This window comes from Salinispora mooreana (genome assembly GCF_000379065.1).
GTDB classification, from domain to species: Bacteria; Actinomycetota; Actinomycetes; order Mycobacteriales; family Micromonosporaceae; genus Micromonospora; species Micromonospora mooreana.
Window position 1 is genome coordinate 968387 of sequence record NZ_KB900614.1, and the last position, 16394, is coordinate 984780.

The following is a 16394-nucleotide window of genomic DNA, read 5'->3' on the forward strand; positions in this document are numbered from 1 at the left end:
AAGCAGCAGTGCGCGATCATCGCTAAAGATCCTCACTATCACCTACGCTGACCGACCGGAGCGCAAACCAGCACGGCGGGAGAAGAACGTGTCCCCGGACAAGCGAGACCTGCCGGCGGCGGAGGAACTGACCCTGGCCCGACTAGCACTCACCGAGGGCGACCTGGCGCACGCTGCCGCCCACATCGCGGGGGCGCTGGCACAGGCACCGACTCTTCCCGAGGCCCACGAACTACTCTCCCGGCTCGCTGCCGTCGACGGCGACGGGCTCAACCTCTTTCCCCTGCACCAGAACGTCTTCGTCGGAACCGTGGTCGCCCGGGCCCACCTACTCGCCGCTGCCGGCCGGCCCGCCGAGGGGTTGGACCTGCTCGTTGCGGCCACGGGCCACGCGCCTACCGAGCCGTGGGCGGAGGTGCCCTGGGTGACCGCGCCCGACCTGGCCGAACGCCTCGGGCCGGAGCGGATCGCCCAGATTCTCATGCAGGTCTGCGCCGCGACCGCCGATCCGGTTCCCCGAGCCGGCCGGGCCGCCCTCACTCCATACCTCACGCTGGCCCGCAACGCGGTGGCCACGTACCACGGACACGCGCTGCTGTTCGGCGCCGCCTCCGCACTGGCCCGGCGGCTCGGCGAGGTAGCACTCGCCGTCCGGTGGGCGTCCCAGGGGTTACGTGCCGAGCCATCCAAGATCGGTGAGGTCTGGCTCGGGTACGCCTATCGAAGCGCGGGGCGAATCCGAGACGCCCTCGCAGCGCTGGAACGTGCCGTTGCGCACGACCCGGACGACCTCGCCGTCTACGCCGACATCGCGGGCACTCTCGCCGACCACGGACGGCTGGACGAGGCGCTCGACTGGATCAACCGGGCGCTCGCCCGGGACCCGACGTTTGACTGTGCCGTGCACACCGCCCATCGGCTGCGCTTTCAGCGCGACGGCGATGTCGGGCACCTCATCGCACTGGCGGACTTCGTCCGGGAGCACCCCGAGGACTCCCACGAGCACACCGACCTCGCTGAGTCCTGCGCCGGCCAGCCCTGGCTCGGGCAGATCACTCCGGCCGCCGGCCCCGCCGTGGACGCACTCCGGGCCAACCATGCCGGCGGTCGGCTGGGAGCCAGCATCCGGTTCGGGTCGCCGGTGCCGCCGAGCGCCCTGCACACCCTCACCCGAGCCGCGCCCGGGCTCCGGGTTCGGCTGGCACAGGGGCCAGGCCCGGACCCGCGGGAACCCCGACGCGCGGTGGACTGGCACCTGTGGCGGCACGACGGCACACCCGCCGTCGAAGCCCCCTCGCCACTGGCGGCGGACCACCTCCGGCAGTTCGTGCATCCGGCGTGGCCCCATCCGCCGGCGGCGTACGACGCCGCGGTGGCCCTGGCCACCCTGGACCTGACCGACCTCCTCGGTCTGCTGGCCCATCCGCCGGCGACCCCACCGACCGTGCTGGGTCGGGTCCTCGACGATCAGGACCCGTCCCTCTGGATCCGCAGCGTCCAGGTGTGGGCCTGCCTCGGGCTGCTGCACCACCGCACCGACGAGCCATGGCCGACCTCCACCCGCCGGGCCGTGCTGCTAGACCTGACCTGGGGCGTCGAGGACTGGGCTACCGAGGCCGCGCTCTTCGCCCTGGTCACCGTCGCCTGGGTCGACCCAGCGGTCCGCCCCGAGGTCGCCGCGGTCGTCGCCGAACGACTCACCGATGCGGTCGAGGTGGCGCGAACCCGCCCGGTCCCGATCGCCCGGTCCCTGGCGCTTCTGGCACTGGCCACCCCGGACCTGGCCCCGGAATCCCGAACGCTGGCCCAGACGGTGGCCGGTGGCCGGCCGTCGGCGCCAATGCCGCCCGGCCCGCTTCGCCGCCTCTGGCGACGCATCACGACACTCCTCCGCCGCCACTGATCTCGCCGAGCCGACTCGGGGTCAGCGGCGGGCGCCCGGGAGTTGGGGCTTCGCCTCGCCGGGCGGCACCGGGATGTTCTCGGTACGCAGCGGAATCTCCCTGATGAGCCAGGCGAGCACCGGCACCACGAGGGTGAACAGCAGGGCCCACTGAAACACGTGTGAGATCGCGTCGGCGAGGCCACCGAAAACCAGCTCCCGGACCGCCTCCGGGAGCTCCCGAAGCTTCGCGAGGTCCATCGCCGCCCCGGCCTCACCGCCGCCGAACATCCCGCCGCCGGGGGAGCTGGCCAGCCGGCTGGCGAAGACGGCCCCGAAGAGCGAGATGCCGAACGAGCCGCCGATCGAGCGGAAGAAGGTCGCCGCGCCGCTGGCCGCGCCCAGATCGCGCTGATCAACACTGTTCTGCGCGATCAGCATCGTCGTCTGCATCAGGAAGCCCATACCGACACCGAGCACGAGTAGGTAGAGCGAGGACTCCGCCACCTCGGTCTGCGCGTCGAGCCGTGTCAGCAGGACCATGCCCACACTCATCACCACACCGCCGATGATCGGGAAGACCCGGTACCGGCCGGTTCTGGTGATCATCCGCCCCACCACCAACGAGACCACCAGCATGCCGAACATCAACGGCAGCAGGAGCAACCCGGATTCGGTGGCTGAGGCGCCCTGCACGGTCTGCTGGTAGAGCGGCAGAAAGCTCATCGCCCCGTACATCGCGAAGCCGAGCAGGAAACCGATCACCGAGATCAGCGCGAAGTTGCGGTTGGCGAAGAGTGAAAGCGGCAGGATCGGCTCCACCGCCCGCCGCTCGACGACCGCGAAGACGACGAGCGAGGTCACCGCGAGGACGATCAGGCCAACGATCTGCGGAGAACGCCAGGCGTACTCGTTACCACCCCACGTGGTGATCAGCACGATCGCGGTGATGCCGACCGCGAGCAGTGCGGCACCGAGCCAGTCAATCCGGTGCTCGGTGCGATGCCGGGGCAGACGCAGGGTGGCGACGAGCAGCACCAGGGCGACCCCGCCGAGGGGCAGGTTGACATAGAAGGCCCAGCGCCAGGAGAGATGATCGGTGATGAAGCCGCCGACCAGCGGGCCAGTCACCAGGGCGACCGCCATGATCCCGGCGATCGTCCCCTGGTAGCGACCCCGCTCGCGGGGCGGCACCAGATCGCCGATGATCGCCAACACGCCGACCATCAGGCCGCCCGCACCGAGGCCCTGCACCGCGCGGAAGGCGATCAGTTCCACCATCCCGTCATCCGGCCCGCCGAGCAGGTCGGAGCCGGCCATGCCGCAGAGCGCGGACCCGACAAGAAAGATCACCACCGAGGTCAGGAAGATCGGCTTCCGGCCGAAGAGGTCACCGAGCTTGCCCCAGATCGGAGTGGAGACGGTGGTCCCGAGAACATAGGCGGTAACAACCCAGGTGAAGTGGTCCAGACCGCCGAACTCACCCACAATCCGCGGCAGGGCGGTGCTGACGATCATATTGTCCAACATCGCCAGCATCATGGCGATCATCAGGCCGAAGAGCACGATCCGGATATTCGGTCGCGTCGGAGCCGGGGCTGCCTGGGTCATACGTCATTCCCCTCGGGGTTTGCTTACTTGCCGACCGGCTAGCCAGCTTACTAGCCGTACGGTAAGTTGGGGTGCCGACGACAGTCAAGCGGGGTAGGTGATGAGAGTGCGGGAGAGCACCGGCAGCACACGGGAACGGATCAAGACCGTCGCCCTGGAGCTCTTCACCGAGCAGGGCTACGAGAAGACCTCGCTCCGGGAGATCGCCGAACGGCTCAACGTGACGAAGGCGGCGCTCTACTACCACTTCAAGAGCAAGGACGAAATCGTCAACAGCTTCGTCGAGGACCGCCTCGATCAACTGGACGACCTCGTCGCCTGGGCCGAGGTCCAACCCGCCACACTGACCACCCGACGGGGCATCATCGGTCGGTACGCGGACACCATGTGCGCCGGGCAATACCCGTCGGTGATGCGCTTCTTCGAGCAGAACCAGACAGCGTTACGGAGTCTCGCCGCCGGACAGCGGATGCGGGAGCGGATGTTCCAGCTAGCCAACCTGCTCTGCGGCGACGACTCCTCCCCCGAGGCCCAACTCCGGGCCGCCCTCGCGCTCTTCTCCGTACACAGCAGTTGGCTTGGGGTACGCGCGCCCGGCCTGACCGACCAGGAACGCCGGGAGGTTGCCCTGAAGGTGGCCGACGAGCTCATCGCCGCCATCGGCCCACCCCCGACCGACGACCCCCGCTGACCCAACCGCCGGCTCAGGCCGGAAGCGAAAGCCGCAGTCCGCGCAGGAGCACGCCGGCCATCGGCGACCAGTCCAGCTCCGGTGCCCGAGTGAACCCCCGCCGCTGATAGAGCCGCTGCGCCGAGGCGGCGAGGCCATCTCGCATGCAGATCACCAGGGCGGAGCAGCCCAACTCGGTCGCCCGCGCCACGCACGCCTCCACCAGAGCCGCGCCAACTCCCCGCCCCTGCACTGCCGGGTCCACGGCGAGCATCCGGAACTCCGCCTCGCCGGCTCCGGAGAGCTCGGCGTATTGGGTACCGGGCAGGACGAAGAGGACCGAACCCAGCACAGCGTCGGTGCCGGCGTCCACGGCGACCAGCACCTCACCGTGCTCCACCCGAGCCGGGACGTCGGCGAGCACCGCCGCGTACCCATGCTCTCCCTTGAGCTGCCCGTCCGCCTCGTAGGCGGCGACCGTCAGCCGGGCGACCGCGGAGTGGTCAGCCGGCGTGACGGGTCGGACCAGGACACTCAACCGATCACCGCGATCAGGTCGCCGTCCTGCACCACGTCCCCCTCGTTGACCGCCAGCTCATGTACGACGCCGTCGGACTCGCTGACGACCGGGATCTCCATCTTCATCGACTCCAGGATCACCAGCGTGTCCCCCTCGGACACGGTGTCCCCGGCCGACGCGACGACCTTCCAGACGTTCGCCACCATCTCGGCGCGGATCTCCTCGGCCATCTCCCCAGCCTTTCTCTCGCGACTGTCCTGCCGACGTATCCAATCATGAGCCGGGCCGGAGCGGGGCGGCCACGCCAAGACGCGCCAGTACCGCCCGAGCACGCTTCGAGAAACGGCACGGGCCCCCGCGCCGGGCGACGCCCCGGGCCGGGCCCGCCAGCCAGCGACAACAGCACTAGGGTCGGACGCGTCCGGTTTCACGCCGCAGTGGTCGCGCCGCCGCGGCGTCCACCAACAAGGAGGTCACCATGGCCAAGAGGGCCCGGAAGAAGAAGGCTCGCAAGAAGGGCGCGGCCAACCACGGCAAGCGCCCCAACTCCTGAACCACCGCCGCGACCAAGCCCAGCCGGCTCGGCCAGCGGGAACGACAGTGGCCCGGACCGAGCTCGGTCCGGGCCACCACGGTGTAGCCCCAGGTCAGTCAGCCAACTCACGCGACTCGCTGCTGCCGAAGACCACGAGTTCGGCGAGCTTGCTGCGGAGCCGCTCGCGAAGCTGGTCAGGAGCGGTCTCATTACCGCAGCAGCGGGCCACGAGCGCCTGGACCTCCTGCTCGATGCCGTATTCACGCAGGCACGGACCACACTCGTCGAGGTGGTGCCGGATCAGCTTCCGCCGCTCCTCTGCGCACTCCAGGTCCAGGTACAGGTAGACCTCCGCCAACACCTCGCGGCAGTCCGTCTCGTGCGGCTCTCCACAACTCACGTCAGACCCCCCGGCCGGTCGAGCCCTTGGCCGACGACGCAGAGCTGAAGCCCCGGTCGGCCGCGTACTGCTCCAGCAGCTTGCGCAGGTTACGACGACCGCGGTGCAGGCGTGACATCACGGTGCCAATCGGCGTACCCATGATCTCGGCAACCTCCTTGTAGGAGAAGCCCTCGACATCGGTGAGGTAGACAGCCAGCCGGAACTCCTCGGGTAGCTGTTGCAGGGCCTGCTTGATGTCGCTGTCCGGCAACCGGTCCAGCGCCTCCGTCTCAGCGGAGCGCAGCCCGCTGGAGGTGTGCGACTCGGCCTCGGCGAGCTGCCAGTCGGTGATCTCGTCGGTCGGCGCCTGAATCGGCTGCCGCTGCCGCCGCCGGTAGGAGTTGATGTAGGTATTGGTCAGGATTCGGTACAGCCAGGCCTTCAGGTTGGTGCCCTGCTCGAACTGGTGAAAGGCTGCGTACGCCTTCAGGTACGTCTCCTGGACCAGGTCCTCGGCATCTGCCGGGTTGCGGGTCATCCGTAAGCCAGCAGCGTAGAGCTGGTCAACAAAGGGCATGGCGTCCCGCTCGAAGCGGGCCCGGCGCTCGTCCGTCTTCTCGGTGGTCAACCGCGCATCCCCTCGGGTCGGATGTTTCCTCGCCGAGGATACGTGCAACCGCTCACCGACAGATTCACTTCCGCCCAGCCCGACCGAAACCCGGGCCGCCGACGCCGCCGTTGGCCAGCTCGGCCCCGCCAGCACGCGGTGTCGCGGCCACGTCTCCCGATCGTCCAACTCCCGGGCCTGCGTCTCGACCGGCACCGGCCACCCCCCTCGTCGGAAAAGTCGTCCGCCGGATGTAACGCGGGTCGGCGGGGCGGGAATTCCGGCCATCGGCCCCCTTTCCTGGTCCCGGCCCGACCTCGGCGGGGACCGGAGCTGGGACCAGGAAGGGCCCGGGAGGACCGGTGCCGCCGCCGGGCTGGGGCGGGCGGCACCATCCAAAGCAACGAGAGTCGCCCACCACGGTCACGCCTCATCGGCGCAGTCGGACGGCGTGACCCCACGGCTGGACCGGTCCGGAGGGCCGGTCCAGCCACCGGCACGCAGCCAGTCGAGGACGACCGCCGCCGTGCCCAGCGGATCCTTGCGCAGCTCATGCCGCTCCCCCGGCCGGGTGATGACGCTAACCGTCGGCACCGCGGCCACCGGCGTCCCGAACGGGTCCCGGTCGCCGTTCACCACCAACGTTGGCACGCTGACCGGCAGCTCGGCGGCGCGAGACCGCTCCGGTCGGCCCGGTGGGTGCAGCGGAAACGCCAGGGCCACCACACCCGCTGCCCCCACCGCGTCGGCGGTACGGCAGGCCACCCGGGCACCACTGGAGCGGCCGCCCACCACCAGCGGAACTCCGGGACACCGCGCCCGAAGCACGGACAACACCACCGTCCAGGCCACGTCGAGCTGCCGCGCGGGTGCGGGCGCGCGCCGGCCCGCGAGCCGGTAGGGCTGAGTCACCCGGGCAACGACCAGGCCAGCGGCCAGTGCGGCGTCCCGGAGCGCGAGCAGGTCCGGCGCGTCCACCCCGCCGCCCGCTCCGTGACCGAGCACCAACAGAGCGGCCGGCGGACCGACAGGGCGGTCGAGCTCCACCCCGGCCGGCCCGTGCGGAGTAATGATCTCCTCGGTCGGCGTCACGCCACCATTCTGACCGTCACGCCGATGCTCCGGTCACGCGGCCACGCCGACGCTCACCGGCCGAGTGGCACCGGGGCCAGCCGCCGGCCCCGGACCAGCGGCTGGGCAGCGTCGGTCAGGGCTGGCTGAACCTCGCCGCGCCAGGCGACCAGCATGGCCCGACGCTCGCGCGGGGTGGTGCCACCCCAGACGCCATAGCAGTCGCCGACCTCCAACGCCCAGGCGAGACAGGCCCCCTGCACGTCACAGGTGTGACAGAGCGCCACAGCGGCGTCCGCCGGCTCGTTGGGCGCCGGAAAGAAGGTTTCCGGGTCAACGCTTTGGCAGACGCCTCTGGTACGCCATGCATCGTCTCGCTGACGCTCATGCAGAGCCCGCAACAGGCGCGTGTCATGTCGTGCCGCAGCAACCTCGTGTGGACGGGGCATGCGTGCCCTGGTCATCCACCCACCTCCCCCGTGGGACCGGAAATCTAGGGCACGACTCGCCGCATGCGAATCGATGCCCACTACCGGCGCTCTGGTGTATCGCACTTTTCGAAGTCGATACAAGGGGTAGCGGAAAAAAGTTGAATTAACCAGGAATGTTTTGCTCTTAAAACCGACAAATAACCTGGCCTTAAGTCGCGGATACGTCAGAAAAGAGTCTCCTCCCCGAGCCCGCTGCCACGTCGGGGCGGCACCGACGCGGTGACCCGTTCGACGAGGCTCGGACCGTCGTTACGGACATTGCCAACCGCCGGCCCAACCGGACGAATCTCCAGCCCAGCCAGCCACTCCAGCGACGGCGGGGCGAGCAGGTCCGTCGGTCGGTCCGTGGGACCCAGCCAGGCCCCCCACCGCTCACGGGGCACCAACAGCGGCATCCGGTCGTGCACGTCGGCCAGGTCACCACGGGCGGGGGTGGTCACGATGCCGCAGGTGAGCAACGGGCCGCCCGGCCCCTTCCACACCGACCAGATACCGGCGAAGACGACCGGCGAGCCGTCCTGGGGAGTCAGGTAACACGCCTGCTTGCCACCCGGATGACGGACCCACTCGTACCAACCGTCCGCCGGCAGCAGACACCGGTGGCGGGCAAAGGCACGGGCGTACGCCCGGCTCGTGGCCACCGTCTCGGCCCGAGCGTTAATCATGCGAGCAGCGCCGGCCAGGGAGCGCGACCAAGCCGGGACGAAGCCCCAGCGCCCCAGCGACAGCACCCGCTGGCCCGCCGTGGTGGCCTGAACCAACGGCACCGGATCGGTGGGGGCGACGTTGTAGGCTGCGCTGAGCCGACCACCCGTTTCGTCGAACGACTCGAATATCGTGCTCAGGTCCCCCGCGGACCGGGTCGTCGCGTATCTCCCGCACACACCGGACACGCTAGCGCCCCAACCGGTCGCCCGCGGTCCCGCCGGCCGGGCCGACAACCGGGGGTAGCCGACAATGACCGCTGGTGAAGGCGGCAGAATGTAACCGTGGGACATCTGACCGCTACCCGGCCGCTGCGACCATGGACCGCGCCGACCGCCTCGGATCCGGTCTCGACGAGGCTGCGCCTGCCCGGTTCCAAGTCACTCACCGCGCGCGCCCTGGTGCTCAGCGGCCTGGCTACCGGCCCATCGACGCTCGCCCGGCCGCTACGAGCCCGGGACACCGAGTTGATGGCCAGCGGGCTGCGGGCGATGGGTGCGCACGTCTCGATCAGCGATGACGAGCGCTGGCTGGTCCGACCGCACCCGCTGGCCGGACCGGCACACATCGATGTCGGCCTCGCCGGCACGGTGATGCGCTTCCTACCCCCGGTCAGCGGCCTCGCGGACGGTCGAATCACCTTCGACGGCGACCCGCAGGCCCGCCAGCGTCCGCTGGGGCCGCTCCTGGCCGCCCTTCGCCGCCTCGGTGTCCGGATCACCTCGCCGGCCGTCGGGAGCCTGCCGCTGACCGTGCTCGGTGGCGGAAGCATTCGCGGCGGCGAGGTCGTGATCGACGCCAGCGCCTCCAGTCAACTCGTCTCCGGGCTACTACTAGCCGCTCCCCGCTTCGACCGAGGGGTGGTCGTTCGACACGTCGGCCCGCCGGTGCCCTCCGCGCCCCACCTGCGGATGACGGTGGAGATGCTGCGGGCCGCCGGTGCCGCCGTCGACGACACCACCCCCGATGTCTGGGCGGTCGAGCCGGGCCCACTGACCGGTCGTGGCTGGGAGATCGAGCCAGACCTCTCCGGCGCGGTTCCCTTCTTCGCCGCCGCGCTGGTCACCGGCGGAGAGGTAACCGTGACCGGCTGGCCGGGCGGCAGCGTCCAACCAGTCGAGCGGCTCCGCGGGCTGTTCCAGGCGATGGGGGGCGAAGTATCCCTCTCCACCTCCGGGCTGACCGTGCGGGGCACCGGCACCGTACACGGCCTGACCGCCGACCTCTCCGACGTGAGTGAGCTGACCCCGGCGTTGACCGCGCTGGCGATGCTCGCCGACTCCCCCTCCCGGTTTACCGGTATCGCCCACATCCGGGGGCACGAGACCGATCGGATCTCGGCGCTCGCCCGCGAGTTCACCGCTCTCGGCGCCGACCTCACCGAATCTCAGGACGGGCTGGAAATCCGACCCCGGCCACTTCGCGGCGGAGTGTTCGAGACCTACCACGACCATCGAATGGCGCACGCCGCCGCGATCGCCGGGCTGGCGGTGCCCGGCATCGAGCTGAGCGACGTTGCCTGCACCTCGAAGACGATGCCGGAATTCCCGGCGCTATGGTCAGCGATGGTAACCGGCAAGAGCTGAGGGGAGCTGTCCTGGCGACGAGGCGGCGGGAGTACGACGAGGACGACGTCCGGATTCGGCCCGGCAGATCCTCACGCCCACGTACCCGAACGCGTCCGCGCCACGCGGACGCGGTCGAGGGATTCGTCATCGCCGTGGACCGCGGGCGCTACACCTGCGTACGGGAGGACGCCGACGCGAATCAGGCACCGGTGACCGCGATGCGGGCCCGGGAGTTGGGCCGCAAGTCCGTCGTGGTGGGCGACCGGGTTGGGCTGGTCGGCGACACGTCCGGTAGGCCCGGGGCGCTGGCCCGGATCGTGCGCATCGCCGACCGCAGCTCGGTTCTGAGACGCACCGCCGAGGATGACGCGACCACCCCCGAAGGGCGGCTGGAACGGGTCGTCGTCGCCAACGCCGACCAGCTCGTGATCGTCAGCGCACTGGCCGATCCACCGCCCCGGACCGGTTTCATCGACCGTTGCCTGGTAGCCGCGTACGACGCCGACATCGAGCCGCTGCTCTGCCTCACCAAGGCCGACCTCGCCGGGCCGGAGGAGGTGCTCGGGTACTACGCCGAACTGGAGCTGCCCCATGTTCTGATCTGTCCAGGCTCGACCCTGGACCCGCTACGCGGTCTCCTCGCCGGACGGATCTCGGTGCTGGTGGGGCACTCCGGGGTCGGTAAGTCGACACTGGTCAACCGCCTGGTCCCCGCAGCCACCCGGGCAGTTGGCCAGGTCAGCGCGATCGGTCGGGGCCGGCACACGTCAACCAGTGTGGTGGCGCTACGGCTGCCACCGGTCGCCGACGCCGCCGAGGGCTGGATCATCGACACGCCGGGAATCCGCAGCTTCGGGCTGGCCCACGTCTCCGCCCAGAGCCTCCTGCACGGCTTCCCCGACCTCGCCGAGGGGGCGGCCGACTGCCCGGCGAACTGCCCACACACCGCCGGTGAGCCGCTCTGCGGGCTGGGCGCCCGGGTCGCCGCCGGCCACGCCGACCCGCGCCGGCTGGCCTCGTACCGGCGGCTCCTCACCTCGCGCACCGGCGAGAGCGAGCCGCGCACCAAGCCCAGTTCCCGAGACCCGAGTGACCCGCCGGCGGGAAGCTGAGCAGAACGGCACTACTGTTCCCTGGATGAAGGGTTACGCCGCCGACATCACCCTCGCCCACCGCCTCGCGGACGCCGCCGACGAGGTCTCCGCCGCACGGTTTCGCGCCGTGGACCTTCGGGTGGACACGAAGCCGGATCTCACCCCGGTCTCCGACGCCGACACCGCGGTCGAGCAGGAGATTCGGGCTCTGCTCGCCGCCGAACGCCCCGACGACGGCCTACTCGGCGAAGAGTACGGCGAGCAGCCCGCCGCCGGCCCAGGCGGGCGGCGGTGGGTAGTCGACCCGATCGACGGGACAAAGAACTTCATTCGCGGCGTACCGGTGTGGGCCACGCTCATCGCCCTACTCGAAGGGGACCAACCGGTCGCCGGACTGGTCTCCGCACCGGCCCTGGGACGACGCTGGTGGGGGGCGCTCGGCGAGGGGGCGTACGCGGGGCCGGACCAGGCGTCCGGTGCGCCGATCCAGGTGTCGGCCGTGGCCAAGCTGACCGACGCCAGTTTCTGCTACTCCTCGCTCCACGGCTGGGAGGAGCGCGGCCGGCTGCCGGCGGTCCTACAGATCATGCGAGACGCGTGGCGCAGTCGGGCGTACGGCGACTTCTACGGTTACATGCTGCTGGCCGAGGGCGCGCTGGACATCATGGTGGAGCCGGAGCTGTCGCTGTGGGACATCGCCGCGCTGGTGCCGATCGTGACCGAGGCGGGCGGCACCTTCACCGACCTGGCGGGCCAGGCTGCCCCGGGGGAGATCGGCTCCGGCGGGATCAGCGCGATCGCCACGAACGGTCCGCTGCACAGCGGCGTCCTCGCCCGCCTGGGTTGAGCGCCTGCGCGCTGATGTCGGCCACACTCTATCCTCGCGCTGTGGTTTCCTCCGGTTGGTGCTTCCTCGCGGCAATGATCATCGCCTACGGGTTCGCCAACCTGCTCCAGTCGGTCGCGGCGGCCCGCACCACCGTGCATCACTCGTTCGATCCGGGGTTGCTGCTGCGACTGGCCGGACACCGCACCTACCTGCTCGGTCTGGGCTGCCAGGTGGGCGGTTTCGTGCTGGCCTTCCTGGCCCGCCGGGACCTTCCGCTCTTCCTGGTGCAGGCCAGCATGGCGGCGGGGCTCGGCGTGACCGCCTTCCTCGGGGTGCTCCTACTGAGGTGGCGACTGCCCAGGGCGGAGGTCGTTCTGCTGGTGCTGCTCGTCGTCGGGATCACCGGGCTGGTGCTCTCGGCCCGACCGGCGCCCTCGCGGCAGCTCGGCACCGCCGGCCTGGTCACCCTGGCGGCGGCCTTCGGCGCAATCGCCGTACTGGGCTTCTTCGCGGTACGGCTGCACGGCGCGCCCGGATCGGTGGCGCTCGGCTCCCTCGCCGGCCTGGCCTTCTCCGCCGCGGCGGTGGCGGCCCGGCCACTGGCCTCAACCGACTCGGCTGAGGAGTTCCTCGGCGACCCGCTGCTCTACCTGTTGGTGGCCCACTCGGTCATCGGCCAGCTCCTTCTCGGCTTGGCGATGCAACGCGGGTCGACCACGGCCGCCGTAGCCGCGATGGACGCGGCCGGGGCGGTGCCGGCAGCCATCATCGGACTGCTGCTGCTCGGCGACCAGATCTGGCCGGGACGGGAGTGGCTGGCCACGGCCGGCTTCCTGGTCACCCTCGCCGCCGTGCTCGGGCTGACCCGGTACGCGGAGCCGCAGCACCAGCACGCCGGGACCGGTTGGCGGGAACAAGTGGTGGTCAGCGTTGGTCGGTCCAGCTCAGCGCTGCCAGGGCGGGTAAGCGCTCAGGCGGCCTCAATCGGGGTGCGGCAGCGGGCCACCCGCTCGTAGAGCCGTTCCAGCGCAGCGCCGGTCCGCTCCCACGTGTAGCTGCATCGCACCCGGTCCACGGCGGCGTGCCCGTAGGCGAACCGCTCGGCGCCGTCGGTCATCAACCGACGCAACGTCACCCCCAGGGCGCGTACGTCGCCCGGCGGCACCAGCCGTCCGGTGACCTCGTCCACGACCGCGTCGGCGATCCCACCCATCGCGTACCCAACGACCGGCACACCGCAGGCCATCGCCTCCAACGACACCCGGCCGGCCGAGGCATAGCCCGACGTGCATGCCACCACGTCCGCTGAGCGGTACCAGGTGGCCAGCTGCTCGTGCGGCACCGCCCCCACCAGAGTCACCTGATCGGCCACCCCGTTGCGTTCGGCCAGTTCCTGGAGCCGGCGCGCCTCGTCGTGCCCGGCGAGCCGCTCGCCCGGCGGGCCGCCGACGATCACCAGTTCCGCATCGCCAGCCATCCGAATCACCCGGATCAGATCTTCCTGACCGTGGCCCGGGTCAAGGGTGGTCACGGAGAGGATCCGCGGTCGCGCCTCGCGCGGCACCGCCTCCCCGTCGGGGTGGAACAGCTCCGCGTCCACCCCTGGTGGGACCAGCGCCACCGAGGCACGTGGCAGACCCAACCGGGCCAGCTCGTCCACCTCGTCGTTGGACTGCGCCACCGCGATGTCCACCACGCGAACGAGTGCCCGCTCCAGCGGAATTCGCTCCGGCGGCGCGCTGTAGCGCGCGCCGAGGCGACGTAGTTGTTCCAACCCGAGCGAGTGGAACGTCTGCACGATCGGGATGTCGGTCTCGCGGACGGCGTGCGCGGCGGCGAGCCCACCGAGCCAGTAGTGCCCATGCACCATCTCCGGTGCCCAGTCGTCCGCCCACCGGCCGGTCAGCCAACGGCCGTACTCGGCGACGTAGCCCACCAACTCGCCGGTGGGCAGTGCCGCGGCGGGACCGACCGGGACCCGCTCGACCTGGTAGCCGTCCGCCGTCGCCGTCGCCGCCTGGTCCGGGGCATCGTGGCGCTCGTAGAGCCGGACGTCGTGGCCCCGCCCGGCGAGTTCAGCGGCGATCCGGGCGATGTGCTGGTGGGTTCCGACAGACGGGCCGCCGGCACGCCGGGACGGGTCAGCGTGCGCGCAGACGAGACCGACGCGCATGGTCACCTCCAGGCATCGTCACAGTGGCGGAGTCCTCCCGGTCAGAGGTTCCCATTAACCCGGGGTCGGGGAGTCGAAACCTGGCAGATCGGCGGCAGCAGGCTGGCGGCGGCTGCCGAAGCGCCGGTTACGGGACGTGGGGCAGCGGGTAGAGCATCGGCATGCGCGACGACGAGTACCCGACCCCGGTGTCTGACCCGGAGGCGGTGGGCCTGCCCGACACCGCCGACGACGACTCGACCGCGAACGACAATGTCCGGACTGGGCGGGAGGCAGACGGCCCGGACCCGGCGCAGCTGCCCGGGGACCGGATGCCGGTCGCGGTCGACCGGTTCGGCACCACTGCCGACGAACAGCTCGACGGCGAGTCGCTGGATGCCAAACTCGGCCGGGAACGGTACGAGCGGCCGGCGGATGATCCGTTGGCCGGCCCGGTGGACCCGGACATCGCCGCCGAGGCGAACAGCCCCGAGCAGGCCGCCCAGGCCCAGCTCGACGCCGACGTGTTCGAACCGGGACCGTCCTCCGATCCGAACTCCCCGGTCTCCCTCTACGACCACGGCCTGCTTGGCAGCGGGGCCGACGCCCAGGTGGGTCGGCTGGTTGAGCCGGACGAGGGCGTCCATCCCGACCAGGAGACCGACGCGGTCGCGTACGACGCGGGTTCGGCCGGCGGCGGTGCGAGCGCTGAGGAACTGGCGGTCCACGAGACCCGCCCGCCGCCGGCGGTCTAACCCCTCGGCGGTCGACCATCGATATGGGTGGCGGCCCTGGCGTACGGTGAAAATGCCGCTATTCCACACCGTGATCCCTGCCGAGAAGGGCCATGACGAACGCAGACCCGGACCTGCCGCGCATGGCTGCGCCCCCGGAACCCTTCCTGTTGATCGCCACCGCCTTCGAGCAGAGACAGGTGACCCAGCTACGCCACTCGGCCGCCGCGTGCGCGCACACGGCGGGGCTGCGGGGCCAGCGGCTCAACGACTTTGTGCTGGCGGTCAACGAGCTGACCACGAACGCGGTTCGCCACGGCGGCGGCCGCGGGTCGCTACGGATGTGGCGGCAGGCCGGAAGCCTGGTCTGCGAGGTCTCCGATCATGGGGATGGATTCAGCAGCCGACTGCGCGGAGACCACCGCCGCCCGGCCCCGGAATCGGTCGGTGGCTGGGGGCTCTGGCTGGCTCGCGAGCTGAGCGACACCATGGACGTGGCGTCCGACCGAGCCGGCACGGTCGTCCGCATCACCACCCTGCTGCCGATCCCACACTCCACTCCGGAGTAGCCGGGGGCAGAGTGGTTCAACCGAAGAGCGCGCTCACCGACTCGCCGTTGTGAATCCGGCGAATCGCTTCGGCCAACGCAGGGGCCACCGACAGCACGGTCAGCTTGGGGACCCGCTTCTCGGTGGGGATGGGAACCGTGTTGGTGCAGACGATCTCCCGTACCTCGTCCTGCTCGCTCAACCGCTGCACGGCTCCGTTGACGAGGAGGCCGTGGGTGCAGGCCAGCCGGATCGAGCGGACCTCCAACTCACGCAGGTGCCCCATCAGTTCGACCACCGTGCTGCCCTTGACAATCTCGTCATCCACCACAATCACGTCCCGGCCCCGCACCTCGCCGATGATCGTGCTGATCTCCACCCGGTCGCCCCCGAAGCGCTGCTTGGCACCGGCGGCGACCGGCGTCCCGAGCTGCCGGGCAAAGACCGCAGCCTCTTTGACATAGCCCAGATCTGGCGAGACCACCACGGTGTTACTCAGGTCGAGCGCCTGGAAGTGGGCGGTCAGTTCGCGTAGCGCGTGCAGGTGGTCGACCGGGATGCCGAAGAAGCCGTAGACCTGCGGCGAGTGCAGGGTCATCGTGAGTACCCGATCAGCGCCGGCCGCGGTGAGCAGGTCCGCGACCAACCGGCCACCGATCGAGATACGCGGCGCGTCCTTCTTGTCGGAGCGGGCGTACGCGTAGTGCGGTAGCACCACGCTGATCCGACCGGCCGAGGCTCCCCGGGCCGCGTTGACCATGAACAGCAGCTCGACGAGGTGCTCCTGCACCGGCGGGACCAGTGGCTGGATCAGGAAGACGTCCCGTTCCCGGCAGTTGCCCTGTAACTGCACTTCCAGGCAGTCGTTGGCGAACCGGGACACCCGAGTCGGGGACAGGGGCACTCCCAGGTGGGTGCAGATCTCCGCACCGAGCTCAGGATGGGCGCTTCCACTGAAAACGGCGAGCTGGCGCACAGCTACCGATTCTACGACC

At 70.5% G+C, this 16394-nt stretch carries 19 protein-coding genes; 9 read left to right on the plus strand and 10 right to left on the minus strand.

Annotated elements, in window-relative coordinates; translation table 11 throughout:
* Nucleotides 1-88 precede the first annotated feature (88 nt).
* Nucleotides 89-1903: a tetratricopeptide repeat protein gene (locus tag SALPAC6_RS0104560; protein WP_018252260.1), complete on the plus strand. Its 1815-nt coding sequence runs from the start codon at nt 89-91 to the stop codon at nt 1901-1903.
* 21 nt (nt 1904-1924) lie between these two features.
* Here SALPAC6_RS0104560 and SALPAC6_RS0104565 read toward each other — a convergent pair whose 3' ends face one another.
* Complete coding sequence (locus SALPAC6_RS0104565) at nt 1925-3493, minus strand: MDR family MFS transporter (protein ID WP_018252261.1); 1569 nt, start codon at nt 3491-3493, stop codon at nt 1925-1927.
* Between the two features lie 100 nt (nt 3494-3593).
* Here SALPAC6_RS0104565 and SALPAC6_RS0104570 point away from each other — a divergent pair, with 100 nt between their 5' ends.
* Entirely contained in the window at nt 3594-4184 is a 591-nt protein-coding gene (locus tag SALPAC6_RS0104570; protein WP_026189322.1) for a TetR/AcrR family transcriptional regulator, read from the plus strand.
* Between the two features lie 13 nt (nt 4185-4197).
* Here SALPAC6_RS0104570 and SALPAC6_RS0104575 read toward each other — a convergent pair whose 3' ends face one another.
* Nucleotides 4198-4701 carry a GNAT family N-acetyltransferase gene (locus SALPAC6_RS0104575; protein WP_018252263.1) on the minus strand — a complete coding sequence of 168 codons (504 nt, stop codon included), beginning with the start codon at nt 4699-4701 and terminating at the stop codon, nt 4198-4200.
* Nucleotides 4698-4913 carry a biotin/lipoyl-binding carrier protein gene (locus SALPAC6_RS0104580; RefSeq protein WP_018252264.1) on the minus strand — a complete coding sequence of 72 codons (216 nt, stop codon included), beginning with the start codon at nt 4911-4913 and terminating at the stop codon, nt 4698-4700. Before SALPAC6_RS0104580 ends, SALPAC6_RS0104575 begins: the two co-directional genes overlap by 4 nt.
* Before the next feature lie 248 nt (nt 4914-5161).
* Here SALPAC6_RS0104580 and SALPAC6_RS31140 point away from each other — a divergent pair, with 248 nt between their 5' ends.
* The gene (locus SALPAC6_RS31140) at nt 5162-5236 is read left to right on the plus strand and encodes a 50S ribosomal protein bL37 (protein ID WP_372492465.1); all 75 of its coding nucleotides are present in this window, start codon (nt 5162-5164) and stop codon (nt 5234-5236) included.
* Between the two features lie 94 nt (nt 5237-5330).
* On the opposite strand, the gene rsrA is transcribed toward SALPAC6_RS31140, so the two are convergent.
* The 5 genes from rsrA to SALPAC6_RS0104610 form a co-directional block, all read right to left on the minus strand.
* Nucleotides 5331-5618 (minus strand): mycothiol system anti-sigma-R factor, encoded by a 288-nt coding sequence (gene rsrA / locus SALPAC6_RS0104590; RefSeq protein WP_025616801.1) that lies wholly within the window; start codon nt 5616-5618, stop codon nt 5331-5333.
* Between the two features lies 1 nt (nt 5619).
* Nucleotides 5620-6423 (minus strand): sigma-70 family RNA polymerase sigma factor, encoded by an 804-nt coding sequence (locus tag SALPAC6_RS0104595; RefSeq protein ID WP_018252267.1) that lies wholly within the window; start codon nt 6421-6423, stop codon nt 5620-5622.
* A gap of 207 nt (nt 6424-6630) precedes the next feature.
* Nucleotides 6631-7299 (minus strand): alpha/beta hydrolase family protein, encoded by a 669-nt coding sequence (locus tag SALPAC6_RS0104600; RefSeq protein WP_018252268.1) that lies wholly within the window; start codon nt 7297-7299, stop codon nt 6631-6633.
* A gap of 53 nt (nt 7300-7352) precedes the next feature.
* Entirely contained in the window at nt 7353-7742 is a 390-nt protein-coding gene (locus SALPAC6_RS0104605; protein WP_026189323.1) for a WhiB family transcriptional regulator, read from the minus strand.
* A 191-nt stretch (nt 7743-7933) separates the two neighbouring features.
* A complete protein-coding gene (locus SALPAC6_RS0104610; protein ID WP_033667096.1) occupies nt 7934-8653 on the minus strand; it encodes an SOS response-associated peptidase in 720 nt (239 codons plus the stop codon).
* Nucleotides 8654-8758: 105 nt separating this feature from the next.
* On the opposite strand from SALPAC6_RS0104610, the gene aroA reads away from it, so the two are divergent.
* The 4 genes from aroA to SALPAC6_RS0104630 all read left to right on the plus strand — a co-directional run bounded on the left by aroA (nt 8759) and on the right by SALPAC6_RS0104630 (nt 12981).
* Nucleotides 8759-10060 (plus strand): 3-phosphoshikimate 1-carboxyvinyltransferase, encoded by a 1302-nt coding sequence (gene aroA / locus SALPAC6_RS0104615; protein ID WP_018252271.1) that lies wholly within the window; start codon nt 8759-8761, stop codon nt 10058-10060.
* Nucleotides 10030-11154, plus strand: a complete 1125-nt coding sequence (gene rsgA / locus SALPAC6_RS0104620) for a ribosome small subunit-dependent GTPase A (protein ID WP_033667095.1) — start codon at nt 10030-10032, stop codon at nt 11152-11154. Before aroA ends, rsgA begins: the two co-directional genes overlap by 31 nt.
* Nucleotides 11155-11179: 25 nt before the next feature.
* Nucleotides 11180-11983 (plus strand): histidinol-phosphatase, encoded by an 804-nt coding sequence (gene hisN / locus SALPAC6_RS0104625; RefSeq protein WP_026189325.1) that lies wholly within the window; start codon nt 11180-11182, stop codon nt 11981-11983.
* Nucleotides 11984-12057: 74 nt separating this feature from the next.
* The gene (locus SALPAC6_RS0104630) at nt 12058-12981 is read left to right on the plus strand and encodes a hypothetical protein (RefSeq protein ID WP_018252274.1); all 924 of its coding nucleotides are present in this window, start codon (nt 12058-12060) and stop codon (nt 12979-12981) included.
* Here the strand turns inward: SALPAC6_RS0104630 and SALPAC6_RS0104635 are convergent.
* Complete coding sequence (locus tag SALPAC6_RS0104635; RefSeq protein WP_018252275.1) at nt 12936-14138, minus strand: glycosyltransferase; 1203 nt, start codon at nt 14136-14138, stop codon at nt 12936-12938. The genes SALPAC6_RS0104630 and SALPAC6_RS0104635 overlap by 46 nt on opposite strands.
* Nucleotides 14139-14299: 161 nt before the next feature.
* Between SALPAC6_RS0104635 and SALPAC6_RS0104640 the strand changes: the two genes are divergently transcribed.
* Entirely contained in the window at nt 14300-14872 is a 573-nt protein-coding gene (locus SALPAC6_RS0104640) for a DUF5709 domain-containing protein (protein ID WP_018252276.1), read from the plus strand.
* Between the two features lie 92 nt (nt 14873-14964).
* Complete coding sequence (locus tag SALPAC6_RS0104645) at nt 14965-15420, plus strand: ATP-binding protein (RefSeq protein ID WP_018252277.1); 456 nt, start codon at nt 14965-14967, stop codon at nt 15418-15420.
* A gap of 16 nt (nt 15421-15436) precedes the next feature.
* Here the strand turns inward: SALPAC6_RS0104645 and SALPAC6_RS0104650 are convergent, their stop codons facing one another.
* Nucleotides 15437-16375: a ribose-phosphate diphosphokinase gene (locus SALPAC6_RS0104650; protein WP_018252278.1), complete on the minus strand. Its 939-nt coding sequence runs from the start codon at nt 16373-16375 to the stop codon at nt 15437-15439.
* Nucleotides 16376-16394: the final 19 nt, after the last annotated feature.

Bases quoted from the DNA above. Each gene is read 5' to 3' on its own strand.
- SALPAC6_RS0104635 (WP_018252275.1), bottom strand. From the start codon at position 14,138: ATGCGCGTCGGTCTCGTCTGCGCGCACGCTGACCCGTCCCGGCGTGCC.
- SALPAC6_RS0104630 (WP_018252274.1), top strand. From the start codon at position 12,058: ATGATCATCGCCTACGGGTTCGCCAACCTGCTCCAGTCGGTCGCGGCG.
- SALPAC6_RS0104570 (WP_026189322.1), top strand. From the start codon at position 3,594: ATGAGAGTGCGGGAGAGCACCGGCAGCACACGGGAACGGATCAAGACC.
- SALPAC6_RS0104565 (WP_018252261.1), bottom strand. From the start codon at position 3,493: ATGACCCAGGCAGCCCCGGCTCCGACGCGACCGAATATCCGGATCGTG.
- SALPAC6_RS0104640 (WP_018252276.1), top strand. From the start codon at position 14,300: ATGCGCGACGACGAGTACCCGACCCCGGTGTCTGACCCGGAGGCGGTG.
- SALPAC6_RS0104605 (WP_026189323.1), bottom strand. From the start codon at position 7,742: ATGACCAGGGCACGCATGCCCCGTCCACACGAGGTTGCTGCGGCACGA.
- hisN (WP_026189325.1), top strand. From the start codon at position 11,180: ATGAAGGGTTACGCCGCCGACATCACCCTCGCCCACCGCCTCGCGGAC.
- SALPAC6_RS0104580 (WP_018252264.1), bottom strand. From the start codon at position 4,913: ATGGCCGAGGAGATCCGCGCCGAGATGGTGGCGAACGTCTGGAAGGTC.
- SALPAC6_RS0104645 (WP_018252277.1), top strand. From the start codon at position 14,965: ATGACGAACGCAGACCCGGACCTGCCGCGCATGGCTGCGCCCCCGGAA.
- rsgA (WP_033667095.1), top strand. From the start codon at position 10,030: ATGGTCAGCGATGGTAACCGGCAAGAGCTGAGGGGAGCTGTCCTGGCG.